The sequence below is a fragment of the Glaciimonas sp. CA11.2 genome, from assembly GCF_034314045.1.
In the GTDB taxonomy this organism is placed as follows: Bacteria; Pseudomonadota; Gammaproteobacteria; order Burkholderiales; family Burkholderiaceae_D; genus Glaciimonas.
The window spans coordinates 4,153,553-4,166,474 of record NZ_JAVIWL010000001.1 but is presented as its reverse complement, the minus strand read 5'-3'; the positions used below and the strand labels follow the sequence as shown (position 1 = coordinate 4,166,474).

Below are 12,922 nucleotides of genomic sequence, written 5' to 3'. Positions count from 1 at the left end.
CTAATTCCCACCTACCAACTTGACTAATAATTAACTTAAGAGTCCATCGCAGAACACAATAAATTCAACGACAACGCTCATTTGCGTTTAATTAATTATTTGACAACTATTGCGATTAGCTATTTTGCCACTAAGTTATGCAGTTAAAGCGGCGATCCCTGCCTTAGCAATTTGTACATCTTCCGATGATTTAACGCCAGACACGCCGACCGCGCCCAAATATTCGCCATTGATAACGATAGGAACGCCACCTTCAAGTAATCCATCCAGGTTAGGCGCAGTGATGAAAGAGAAACGACCATTGTTGATCATATCTTCATACACTTTAGATTCGCGCTGACCAAGAGCGGCCGTTTTGGCTTTGGATGGCGCAATGTGGGCCGAAATTGGCGCCGCACCGTCCAACCGCTGCAGCCACAATAAATGTCCGCCGTCATCAACAATAGAAATCGTCACAGCCCAGTTATTTGCTTTGGCTTCAGCTTCTGCCGCATTCGCAATTTTCTTTAGATCGTCGAGTGTTAATACTTGTTTCGATTTCATTATTTCTCCTTGGATGATGGCGAGGATTGTACTTTAGTGAGGCCACATGATGCTATCCCATTATGGGTTTCAGAAAAAAATTCATGCAAAAACCACTTTTTTGCATTAACATCGTTAATTAATATTCGTTTCGGGAACTTGTAGCCGAATCTGCCGTCTGGTTATGCATCTTGAGTTAAGCCCTTGTTTTGACACGGGGACTCTTATTCACTTACATTCATGCGGTCATTTGACCCAAGCCTCAATTACGATGACGATTAAAATTGACATTCCACTTTTTCGTGCTTTAGCAATGGCGTGTACCGTACTCGCTAGTTGCTGGATCGCCAGCCCGGCCTGGTCGTCAGATATAACTGTTTTCGATAGCGCCCCTCCCGCCCAACCGCCTCGCAGTAAATTTCAACAATTCACTGAGCAACTTACCGAACGTGCATCAGATCTTGCACAAAGTGCCATCGGTTTAATCGGTATTAATTATAAATACGGCGGCAACACGCCGCAAACTGGACTTGATTGCAGCGGCTTGGTGCGATACGTGTTTAAGGAAGCGCTCGGTATTAACTTACCCCGCACCTCAGCAGAACTCAGCAAAGAAGGCGAAAAAGTTGACCAGGATGACTTAAAACCTGGCGATCTGGTCTTTTATAACACCCTCAAACGCAGCTTCTCTCATGTCGGCATCTATCTAGGGGATAACAAGTTTATCCACGCTCCAAGGACCGGTTCTTCAGTGCGAGTAGAAAGCATGGATATAGCTTATTGGAAAAATCGCTTCAACGGCGCGCGTCGCATTAGTGATCTGGATCCGGCAACAGTTGCAAATATTACAGCAGCGCAAAAATAGAAACACTGTCTATTCATTTACTTATTTAACAGCAAAAAGCCACATCCATAGATGTGGCTTTTTGCTGTTTCGAATAGCACAAGAAATGTAGGAATTGGAATCCTGCGCAAGCCTTATTAACGGTTCCGCTTCACCCACCGCGCTTCTCTAGCAACTTCCTTTTGATCTCGACCATTTGAGCCATCACGGCTTGCTCCCCCGCAAGAATTGCCATATTCCGTCCATTGAAGTCATTACCCTTCATAGCGTCGAGCCTAGGTTGGATGACGATGTCCGCCTCTTTCAGGTCCTTTTCATTAATCGTCTGACCCATAATAGCAAAGGTTTGCAGTAACACATCGACAGAACTAGATGCGGCCTGCGCTTTCGGCACGGCAGAGATATCGACAGCAATCACAAAGTCGGCACCCATTTCCTTGGCAAATCGAACTGGTACCGGGGCCACCAACCCACCATCTACATATAGATGGCTACCAATCTTGACCGATTGAAATACGCCCGGGACGGCTGAGGAAGCACGCACTGCTAACCCAGTATTTCCTCGCCGAAATAAAATCGGCTGGCCTGAGTTCAGATCTGTAGCGACTGCTCCGAATGGGATTTTCAGTTTTTCGATCGGAACATTACCGATGGTATTATTAACATAGTTTTCAAGGCCGATGCCTTTTAAAACTCCGCTTACCTTGGCAAATAAGGGAATCGACCAATCAGAAAATGCCGCCTCATCCATTTTCAATGCCAATTTTTGCAATGCGTATCCGTTGTTTCCTGCGGCGTAAAGCGCCCCAACAACGCTACCTGCGCTGGTACCAACGACGATATCCGGAACTATGCCTTGGGCTTCAAGAGCCTTAATGACTCCAATGTGCGCGAAGCCACGTGCCGCGCCACCACCCAAGGCAAGGCCAATTTTAATGTGCCGCGGCGCTTCTTTTTGAACAACCGGCACCGTGACTACGGGTGTCACTGGCGCGACTGGTGCAATAGTCGTACAGGCTGTGACTAAAGACAAAGTGAGCAAAATAGACAGCGATGATCTGACTACTGGCAGGCAACGAGGCGATAAGATAGCGTTCATTAATTAAGAAATACGATGAAAGTCAGCGATTTTACATCAGAGGCGGACCTCGGCAGCCATGCCCGACGAAAGATTACGACCGGAATGATAGGTAAATTGATTGCAAAATAAACCATTAATCAGACTAACGCTACAACTTCGGCGTTAGACAATGGCGCAAATGCAGAACACCTGGAATTCATTAGCACGGCATGAGTATTGCCTCTATCATCGACCTAACTTTCCTCAATGTATATCAGCCTTACTATTTATTACGATCGTCGTCGGTAGGCGTGCTGTGAACACGCTCCCCTTGTCTTGACTCGACTCGACGCCCAACACTCCCCCATGTCGAAGTAATACATGTTTAACAATGGCTAGGCCAAGCCCGGTTCCTCGCGTCTCGCGAGACCGGCTTTTGTCCACCCTGTAGAAACGTTCGGTCAAACGCGACATATGCTCAGCACTGAATCCTATACCCGTATCACGCACCACGAACTGTGGTCCCTTGAGCGTATTTTGCCAAATCAAATCTATTTTCCCGCCAGCCGGGGTGTACCGCACAGCGTTAGATACCAAATTATTGAAAGCACTTCGTAATTCTTCTGTGTTTCCGTTGATATCCGGGCCATCTATGTGAAGAGAAAAAATATGTTGACCAGCCGACAACAACTCAACTTCTTGCAAAATATTTTTTAACATAGCTTCGATATACACGCGTTCTGGACGCATCGGATAATCGATTGACTCAAGCCGCGTTAGTGTCAGCATGTCGCCAATCAAATTTTGCATCCGCTGGCCCTGCTCGGTCATCATTTTTAGATGTCCAGCCCTTACTTGTGGGTCGAGATTTGGATGGGCTTGGGCAATTTCTAAAAAACCGTTAATAACCGTCAGCGGTGTGCGTAATTCATGTGAGGCATTAGCGATAAAATCGCGGCGCATCATATCGATGCGTTCTGATTCAGTCGCGTCATGGGTTACCAGAATCTGACGGCGATTTTCAAATGGAATAATTTGTACAACCAGTTTCCGCTCGCGTAGCGTTAATAGCAGCGGCTGATCATAGCGACCAAGAATTATGTAATCGATGAAATCTGGGTTTCGGATCAAATTGGTAACACGCATTCCTTTGTCGCGGCCATGTTGGAGGCCGAGATGACGCTCGGCCGCTGGATTACACCACTCCAAAAATAAAACGTCATCCATGATCACCACACCGTCAGGCAATAGATGCATGGCCTGTCGAAAACGCGCCAGCCATTCGGACAGTTCAGCTTGATTTTTTTCATCATCACGTCGCAGACGATACAAACGTGAAAAAATGTCTGTCCACGCTCCCCAACCATCTGGAAGCTTTTGTCCACGAGGATTATCCAGCCAGCCACCTAAACGATACAAATAATATAGTTGCAAAACAATCAGCATTACGAGACTTGCGGCGCACAAAAGCAACCCTGGAATTGCCCCAAAAAAAAGCCACGCGAAAGCCGAAACGACAAAAATCATCAGCAGCCGAAGGGCCGCTGGTATCCAGAACAACATCGTTGGATTCATAAGGTATTAAAAGGAAATGAGATAGCGCAATGCAGTGCGTTAACGTAAAAAGACTTATTTTGTCGACAACATGTAGCCGACGCTACGCACGGTACGAATCAAATTATCCGCCTCATGCAGAGCCTTCCGTAAGCGTAGTATGTGCACGTCTACCGTTCGCTCTTCGATAACCACATGATCGCCCCACACCTTGTCAAGTAATTGACTGCGTGAAAAAACCCGATCGGGATTGGCCATAAAGAACTTCAGCAGACGATACTCGGCGTGTCCGATATCAATTTTCTGTTCATTCATCAGCACCGAACAACTCGCTGGATCAAGCGTTACCGCGCCAGCAGACATCATGCCAACAGTCTGATCAGGATTTTTACGACGCAATAATGCTTTCACCCGCGACGTTAGCTCACGTGGTGAAAACGGCTTGGTCATATAATCATCCGCACCATTATCCAAACCGGATATCTTATCCTCTTCCATGGATTTAGCCGTTAGCATCATCACCAGTATCGACTGAAATTGCCGTTCTGCACGTAGACGTGACAAAAATCTGAGTCCACTCTGATCGGGAAGCATCCAGTCCAACAGCACCAACTCTGGCGTTCGATGCTGAATCGATGACCAACCTTCGGCTGCCGTAGACGCCACCGTCGGACTCCAACCTGCCTCCGACATGGTGTATGCAACTAACTCTGCAATCGACGGTTCATCCTCAATGATCAGAATTGATGCTTTTTCAGAAGTCATCGGCACAGGTCAACGTAAAAATTAACAAGCCATGAATTATAAACATACGCGTTCGCCCTTTTCTTCCTCACTTGATCCGCTGCTCGCCTGCTTTACGCAACAATCAAGTACCTGAGCCAAGGTGTGTCGCTGCATAGTCGGTATGTCGTATATCCTTACCTTCGACGATATAAATAACATATTCTGCGATGTTTTTAGCGTGATCCCCAATACGCTCGATTGCTTTTGCGACCCACAAAGTGTCCATCAATGCAGAAATCGTGCGTGGATCTTCCATCATGTAAGTGATGACGTTGCGCATAATTGACCGAAAATCCCGATCGATAATTGCATCGTCTGAAATCAATTTGATCGCCTGCTTTTCGTCCAAACGTGCCAACGCATCAAGAGCATCGTGCAGCAAATCGGCAGCCGCTGTAGCAATCACCCGTACAGTTTCATTGTGATCGACACCTCCGACGCCACGCTTATGAAGATGGATCGCCGTACGTGCAATTTTGGCGGCCTCATCACCGACTCGCTCAAGATCGGTAATGACCTTAATCGTCGCCATCACTACGCGTAAATCATTAGCCGTAGGCTGACGACGCACGATCAAGTGACTACAAGCATTATCCAATTCCACTTCTAATAAATTGACTTGATCGTCATCCTTGATGACGCGTTCGCCAGCGGCAATATTTCCGTTATGGAAGACATTCATTGCTTCCTGAAATTGTCGCTCGACCAAACCGCCCATAAGTAATACTTTTGAACGGATTGTTTCAAGGTCTGAATCATATTGCTTTGAAGAGTGTTCGCCAGTCATCTGGTTATTCCTTACAGTTCTATGCGGATTCAATAAGAGTTAAAAGGTGCATACGAAATAGAAGTTAATCATCCAACGCCACTCCGTATAACTGATTAACCAAAGCGACCAGTAATGTAATCCTGCGTTTCTTTACGGGCCGGATTCATGAATATCTGATCGGTCTTGCCAAATTCGACTAGCTCACCCAAATACATATAAGCCGTGAAATCCGAGCAGCGTGCGGCCTGTTGCATATTGTGCGTCACGATAGCAATCGTGTAATCTTGCTTCAGCTCAGTAATCAACTCTTCTACTTTAGCCGTCGAAATTGGGTCCAGCGCCGATGTCGGCTCATCAAGTAAAAGGACATCAGGACGTACTGCGACGCTCCGTGCTATACACAAACGTTGCTGCTGACCGCCTGACAAACTTAAGCCGCTTTTATTCAGTTTATCTTTTACCTCGCCCCACAAGGCCGCTTTCGTCAGTGCCCATTCAACGCGCTCGTCCATTTCACCTTTTGGCAAATTTTCATAAAGACGAATACCAAAAGCGATGTTGTCGTAGATCGACATTGGAAACGGCGTCGGCTTCTGAAACACCATACCGACCTTGGCACGTAACATATTCAGATCCTGACCGGCATCCAAAATATTCTTCCCAGCGTAGATAATTTGTCCTTCAGCACGCTGACCGGGATAAAGATCGTACATTCGGTTGAGAGTACGTAGTAATGTGGATTTTCCGCAGCCGGATGGACCAATAAATGCGGTTACCTTTTTTTCATTGATATGAAGATTAATATCTTTCAATCCTTGAAAACTACCATAGAAAAAATTCAACTTTGAAATTTCTATAGTCGGCTTTTTAAGAGCGTTGAAATCGGTGCTTTGCAGTGCTTGATTAGTCATGGCAATCGCAGTCATTAAATGCAGTTTTCAGTAAATGGTTTAGCTGTTAGCCAAGCAAACATCAATGAAAAAAATGCCTTATAGCACTTTTTCAGACGTTGCCTCAACTTGGAATTTTTTGGCTAAATAAGGTACGCGCTACGATATTCAAAATCAATACACCCAATGTAATCAACAAAGCACCCGCCCAGGCCAAAGATACCCAATTGTCGTAAGGGCTATTGGCAAACTGATTAATCACGCCAGGCAAATTGGCAATTGGCTTATTCATATTGGTACTGAAAAATTGATTGTTCAAAGCTGTAAAAAGCAATGGTGCGGTTTCGCCGGCTATGCGTGCCACAGCCAATAGAACGCCCGTCACTACACCGGCTTTTACCGCGCGAAGCCGCACAGTCAATGCTACCTTCCAGCGCGGTGCGCCGAGCGCAAATGCTGCTTCTCTCAAATTGCCGGGTACCAGTTTGAGCATATTGTCGGTTGTCCGGACTACCACAGGAACAGCAATTAATGACAAAGCAAATGTCCCCGCCCAACCAGAAAAATGACCGATTTTCGCGACATAAATTGCGTAAACAAACAGGCCAATGACAATTGACGGCGCTGACAACATGATATCGGTCACAAAGCGCGTCACTTGGGCCAGTTTGCTTTCTTCCCCATATTCAGCCAAATAAATGCCGGCTAATATTCCGATTGGCGTGCTAATCAGTGTGGCCAGTCCAACCAGCATCAAGCTGCCCACTATCGGATTAAATAAGCCACCGCCCTCCCCACCTGGCGATGGGGTGTTTTGGGTAAGCAATCCAAGATTCATTGCACCCACCCCTTTTACCACGAGGGTTGTCAAAATCCACATCAACACAATTAAACCGAAAGCCATCGCCAAAAAAGACAACACCATGCCAATTTTGTGTATCAAAATTCGCTTGCGATATACTTTGTTCGCAGCTGGATTGACAGGAAAAGTTTGCGTTGAAAGCCCTGAATTCTGTGCACTCATTTGACCCCCTCTTTCCGGGACATTCCCATCAACATCAATTTAGCTGCGGATAGTACAAGAAAAGTAATCACAAATAATATAAGACCAAGTGCGAATAACGCAGAGACGTGCAAGGTTGACGAAGCCTCAGCGATTTCGTTAGCTAGCGTCGATGCAATACTGTTACCGGCACCGAATAAGGACCACGATAAGCGGTGCGAATTACCAATAACGAAGGTCACCGCCATCGTTTCGCCTAGAGCACGACCAAGTCCAAGCATGACACCACCCACAACGCCGGTTTTAGCATAGGGCAACACCACCTTGCGGACGACTTCCCAACGGGTGCAACCAAGGCCGTACGCTGATTCTTTCAATACCGCCGGTACGACCTCAAATACATCGCGCATCACGGAGGCAATAAAAGGAATGATCATCACTGCCAAAATCAGGCCAGCTGTTAAGATGCCGATGCCCATTTGCGGACCTGAAAATAAGATACCAATACCAGGAATATGACCCAAAGTATCACCTAACAAGGGCTGTACATATTCCGCAAACAACGGGGCAAACACAAATAATCCCCAAATGCCGTAAATAATACTCGGAACCCCAGCGAGAAGTTCGACTGCCGTACCTAAAGGCTGACGTAATTTTGAAGGACAAATTTCCGTCAAAAATAATGCAATACCGAAACTGATTGGGAACGCAATTGCTAATGCAATAAATGACGTCACCAGCGTACCCGCAATCGCAGTTAATGCGCCGTACTGATCGTTGACCGGATCCCATTCAATACTGGTAATAAAAGACGGACCAAATGTATGAAATACAGGCCACGCGCCGATGGCAAGCGAGACAATAATTCCCATCAGAACAAACAGTACGATGAGCGAAAATCCCATCGTGATTTTATGAAAGAAGAAGTCCTGGACGCGTTGTCTGCGCATAGTGACAAGCAATGCTTGTTGCGACAAACCGGCCTGATCAAGGCTTTTGGGGTGGAGTGATATTGGTTGTGCCATAACAGGAATATTTGCACTCATGAGTAGCGATATCCGATGAAGTGTGTGCCATGTCCGTCTAACATCTCGGAACTTATTACAAATTATTAGCCCGGCGGTCACCTAGCGAGTTTTTCTGCGTAGGAATTGAGGCGATGGGCCTTGCAACTTAATGTTGGTATCGGGAGGCGCTATTACAGTATGACTACAGACAAACGGTCTACCATCACCGTCCATCTGTATTTTTATTAACTATCTAGACACACGCTAAAACCAGCCCTGATTACCAGATTGCCTTACCAGCGCTGTCCTTAATATCACTTTTCCAAGCTTCGGTTACTAGCTTAACGACAGAAGCAGGAATCGCCACATAGTCAAGTTCAGTCGCTGCTGCGCCACCGTTCTTGTAGGCCCAGTCAAAGAACTTCAGAACTTCTTTGCCCTTGGCACCATCAGCTTGTGATTTATGCAGCAAGATGAACGAAGCACTAGTAATAGGCCAGCTATTCTTACCGGAAGCATCTGTGAAATCGACCGCAAAACCCGGTGTTTTAGCCCAATCGGCACCCGCTGCTGCTGCTTTAAAAGTTTCGTCATCCGGTTGTACAAATCCACCGTCACGATTTTTCAACTGTGTATGCTGTAGCTTGTTCTTTTTAGCGTATGCATATTCAACGTAGCCAATCGAACCTTTGATTTTTTGGACGTTGGCTGCGACGCCTTCATTACCTTTGCCACCCACACCGACCAGCCACTTAACCGAAGTACCTGCACCAATGCCACTCTTAAAGCTAGGATTAGTTTTTGACAAGTAACTAGTGAACACAAAAGATGTACCTGAACCGTCAGCCCGATACACAACCGTGATGTCGCTAGATGGCAGCTTCACGCCAGGGTTCAAAGCAGCAATTTCTGGCGAATTCCATTTAGTAATTTTGCCTAAATAGATGTCTCCCAATAATGCACCAGTCAGCTTCAATTGGCCTGGAGTAATACCTTCCAGATTTACCACCGGCACTACGCCACCCATGATTGCAGGGAACTGCATCAAACTGTCAGCGGCCAATTCTTCCGCCTTTAGCGGCATATCGGACGCCCCAAAATCGACGGTCTTTGCTTTGATCTGTTTGATACCACCGCCCGACCCAATCGATTGATAATTCAAGCTATTGCCAGTTGCCGCTTTGTAAGATTCGGCCCACTTTGCGTAAATCGGATAAGGAAATGAAGCGCCAGCGCCAGTGATTTCCGCTGCCATTACCGATGAAACTGCGAACGTTGCACCCAACGCCAAAACGACGGATGTAAAGACTTTATTGAGTCGCATTCAATTACTCCCTTGTTCACTAAAATTAAACACCAAACTTAAAATAAAACTATAGAAACTTACGGTTTCTTACGGATCAGGCTAGCTAAAATGGTTTATTTGATACATTTAAAGCCGCAAATTCATAACGTCCATTGGGACAGGCGGAACTTTAACCAACATTTATGACATGTTTGTGACACGCAATGAAGAGCAACATAACAGTGTAATTAGTGTTCTGTTTGAATAATAAAGGGCTCAAATAGCTATCGTATTTGTCATCAAGATGTCATATTGTCTGCATACACTCCGATCAAATTGTCCAGACTAGTACACTCACTTTATGAAAAAAAATACTAGCCCGGGCGAGGGAAGTGACCCAATTAAACCAAATATTGATAGCAACCCTGCCTATTTGAATCGCGAGCTCTCGCTTCTCGCCTTTAATCGGAGGGTATTGGCGCAAGCCGAGCAACGACACATTCCATTGCTTGAGCGGTTACGCTATTTATGTATCGTCAGTAACAATCTGGATGAGTTTTTTGAAGTACGCATTGCAAGTCTTTTGGCCAATAGTCACACAGAGGACGGCAGCCAAGTCATTGATCCCCCGCTGCTGACTGAGGCGTTCAAACTAACCAGTACCGAATGTCACGATATCGTTGCACGTCAATATGCCATCCTGAACAAGGAAGTCTTGCCGCAACTATCAGCGAATGGTGTTCATCTTCTAAGGCATAAAGATCGTAACGAAGCCCAGCGTGCTTGGGTGAAATCGTATTTTGAGCACGAAATTCGTCCCTTACTCACCCCCATCGGGCTTGATCCGGCTCATCCGTTTCCGCAAGTTCTCAACAAGAGCTTAAATTTTATCGTCGAAATGGCGGGAAAAGATGCGTTCGGACGAGAAGCGACAATCGCCATTGTGAAAGCGCCGCGTGTATTACCGCGTGTGATTAGATTACCCGATGCGCTATCGCCGAATGGCATTTCATTCTGTTTACTGTCATCAATCATTCATGCGCATATTAATGATCTGTTTAGCGGGCGCCACATACTCTCCTACTACCAATTTCGGGTGACGCGCAATAGTGATTTATGGGTCGATGAAGAGGAGGTGAAAAATCTACGTCAGGCGCTACAAAGTGAATTACAAAGTCGCCAGTTTGGCGTTGCGGTTCGTCTCGAAATAGCCCAAAACTGCCCTCCGCATTTATCTACCTTTTTACTCAATCAATTTTCTATCGCGCCAAATCGAATGTATGCCGTTGATGGACCAGTCAATCTGGTGCGACTATCAGAAATGATTGATCAGACCACGCTCCCGAATCTGCGCTTCCCAACCTTTACACCGGGCCTGCCTTCGCACTTGTTATCTGAAGATATTTTCACCTTATTAAAAAGAAAAGATGTCCTGTTGCACCATCCGTTTCAGTCGTTTCAACCAGTGATCGACTTTATCCGCAGCGCGGCACATGACCCGTTAGTCGTTGCTATAAGGCAGACTATTTATCGCGCAGGGATGAATTCGGATTTAATCGAATCATTAATTCTTGCAGCGCAGTTGGGTAAGGAAGTCACTGTAGTAGTCGAATTAATGGCACGTTTCGATGAAGAAGCGAACATTAATTGGGCCGACCGATTAGAGCGCGCCGGAGCCCATGTTGTATATGGTGTAGTCGGCTTGAAAACGCACGCAAAACTGGCACTCGTTATCCGCCGCGAAATAATCAATGGAGGAAAAGACGATACGAATGGATTGTGCTTTTATGCGCACCTAGGAACCGGAAACTATCATCCGAACACCACCAAGCTGTACACCGACTTTGGTCTGCTAACTGCTAACCAAAAGTTAGCAATCGAGGTGAATGAAGTATTCATTCACCTAACCAGTCTGACGAAACCAAAAAAAATGGACCATCTTTGGCTGGCCCCATTCGCCTTGCAAAAAGAATTAATTCGCGCGATTCGAAACGAGGCAGAAATAGCGCGGCAAGGCAGACCAGCGCGGATAGTCGCAAAAATGAACGCGTTGTTGGATGAGTCGGTAATCAAAGCGCTCTATGCTGCTTCAGCAGATGGCGTGAAAATAGAACTCATTATTAGAGGCGCCTGTGCATTGCGCCCTGGCGTGACCGGACTATCGGACAATATTTCGGTGCGCTCTATCATCGGGCGTTTTCTTGAACACACGCGAATCTATTACTTTCGGAATAATTTACAGCACGATGTCTATCTTGCCAGTGCCGACTGGATGAATCGTAATCTTTTCAGGCGCGTTGAGGTGGCATTCCCCATATTAGACAAAGCACTAAAAAAGCGTGTCATCAATGAGGGACTAACGCCTTACCTGAAAGACAATGTCAATGCATGGGAATTGTCGTCGGATGGAAATTGGACCAAACGTAAAAAAGGACCACGTAGTGCAGCGTTTAGCGCCCAGCAGCACCTGATGTCTCTTTTAGGTGCGTCTTCAGAAACCAGCTAATCTAATAATTGTTAAGGAAATTTTCATGGAACTGATACTCTGGCGTCACGCTGAGGCTGAGGTCGGCGAACCCGACGAAGGCCGTGCTCTGACCGGAAAAGGTCATAAACAAGCATGGAAAATGGCAGACTGGCTTGACCGCAATTTACCCAACTCTTGTAAGATACTCTGCAGCCCGGCGACTCGCACTATCCAGACAGCGGAAGCATTGGGACGCAAATTTAAGATTCATCCAGAACTCGCCCCAAACTGCACTGCTGATCAACTATTAGCAGCGGCCCATTGGCCAGACTCTCGCGAACCAGTACTCATTATCGGGCATCAACCCACGCTGGGTCAGGTAGCTGCGATACTTATCGCTGGCGAAAAAAAAGAATGGTCGATACGTAAAGGCAGCGCCTGGTGGATCGCACAACGGCAGCGTGGTGATACCACGACAACCTATCTTAAAGCAGTCATGTCGGCGGAACTGATTGCAAAGTAAATGGTTCAACATGTAAATATGAATCTGTAAAACGCGTCACTTTGTAAATTTTTAATATTTATATATTTATATATTTATTTGCAGATTTAAATATGATGTCTTAGCTTCGTTTCCAATTTTTCAATAATTTACATGTAAACTGGAATATCATCATGTCGCGACTCTCTCTTAGAATTAAGACGAGGATTAGCGCGGGTGGATTGTATTCAAAG

The 12,922-nt window shown here is 46.1% G+C and carries 12 protein-coding genes; 3 read left to right on the top strand and 9 right to left on the bottom strand.

The features are described from left to right. Positions 1 to 135: 135 nt before the first annotated feature. Positions 136 to 543 carry a heme-binding protein gene (locus RGU75_RS18055; protein ID WP_322238333.1) on the bottom strand — a complete coding sequence of 136 codons (408 nt, stop codon included), beginning with the start codon at positions 541 to 543 and terminating at the stop codon, positions 136 to 138. 250 nt (positions 544 to 793) lie between these two features. Here RGU75_RS18055 and RGU75_RS18050 point away from each other — a divergent pair, with 250 nt between their 5' ends. Beyond that, positions 794 to 1,387 (top strand): C40 family peptidase, encoded by a 594-nt coding sequence (locus RGU75_RS18050; protein WP_322238331.1) that lies wholly within the window; start codon positions 794 to 796, stop codon positions 1,385 to 1,387. Between the two features lie 130 nt (positions 1,388 to 1,517). Here the strand turns inward: RGU75_RS18050 and RGU75_RS18045 are convergent, their stop codons facing one another. The 8 genes from RGU75_RS18045 to pstS form a co-directional block, all read right to left on the bottom strand. Further along, positions 1,518 to 2,465, bottom strand: coding sequence for a patatin-like phospholipase family protein (locus RGU75_RS18045; RefSeq protein WP_323507615.1), 948 nt, complete (start codon positions 2,463 to 2,465; stop codon positions 1,518 to 1,520). Positions 2,466 to 2,690: 225 nt separating this feature from the next. Beyond that, positions 2,691 to 4,001, bottom strand: a complete 1,311-nt coding sequence (phoR, locus tag RGU75_RS18040) for a phosphate regulon sensor histidine kinase PhoR (protein WP_322238325.1) — start codon at positions 3,999 to 4,001, stop codon at positions 2,691 to 2,693. A gap of 54 nt (positions 4,002 to 4,055) precedes the next feature. Then, a complete protein-coding gene (locus RGU75_RS18035; RefSeq protein ID WP_322238323.1) occupies positions 4,056 to 4,745 on the bottom strand; it encodes a winged helix-turn-helix domain-containing protein in 690 nt (229 codons plus the stop codon). A 103-nt stretch (positions 4,746 to 4,848) separates the two neighbouring features. Then, positions 4,849 to 5,553 (bottom strand): phosphate signaling complex protein PhoU, encoded by a 705-nt coding sequence (phoU, locus tag RGU75_RS18030; RefSeq protein ID WP_322238321.1) that lies wholly within the window; start codon positions 5,551 to 5,553, stop codon positions 4,849 to 4,851. Between the two features lie 95 nt (positions 5,554 to 5,648). After that, positions 5,649 to 6,446 carry a phosphate ABC transporter ATP-binding protein PstB gene (gene pstB, locus RGU75_RS18025; protein ID WP_322238319.1) on the bottom strand — a complete coding sequence of 266 codons (798 nt, stop codon included), beginning with the start codon at positions 6,444 to 6,446 and terminating at the stop codon, positions 5,649 to 5,651. A gap of 103 nt (positions 6,447 to 6,549) precedes the next feature. Beyond that, the gene (gene pstA, locus RGU75_RS18020) at positions 6,550 to 7,449 is read right to left on the bottom strand and encodes a phosphate ABC transporter permease PstA (protein ID WP_322238317.1); all 900 of its coding nucleotides are present in this window, start codon (positions 7,447 to 7,449) and stop codon (positions 6,550 to 6,552) included. Next, positions 7,446 to 8,378 (bottom strand): phosphate ABC transporter permease subunit PstC, encoded by a 933-nt coding sequence (gene pstC, locus RGU75_RS18015; RefSeq protein ID WP_416186880.1) that lies wholly within the window; start codon positions 8,376 to 8,378, stop codon positions 7,446 to 7,448. The genes pstA and pstC overlap by 4 nt, the downstream gene beginning before the upstream one ends. Before the next feature lie 337 nt (positions 8,379 to 8,715). Further along, the gene (pstS, locus tag RGU75_RS18010) at positions 8,716 to 9,759 is read right to left on the bottom strand and encodes a phosphate ABC transporter substrate-binding protein PstS (protein WP_322238314.1); all 1,044 of its coding nucleotides are present in this window, start codon (positions 9,757 to 9,759) and stop codon (positions 8,716 to 8,718) included. Positions 9,760 to 10,081: 322 nt separating this feature from the next. Between pstS and ppk1 the strand changes: the two genes are divergently transcribed. Both ppk1 and RGU75_RS18000 read left to right on the top strand, forming a co-directional pair. Further along, positions 10,082 to 12,226 (top strand): polyphosphate kinase 1, encoded by a 2,145-nt coding sequence (gene ppk1 / locus RGU75_RS18005; protein WP_322238312.1) that lies wholly within the window; start codon positions 10,082 to 10,084, stop codon positions 12,224 to 12,226. 25 nt (positions 12,227 to 12,251) lie between these two features. Beyond that, a complete protein-coding gene (locus RGU75_RS18000) occupies positions 12,252 to 12,710 on the top strand; it encodes a SixA phosphatase family protein (RefSeq protein ID WP_322238310.1) in 459 nt (152 codons plus the stop codon). Positions 12,711 to 12,922 lie beyond the last annotated feature (212 nt).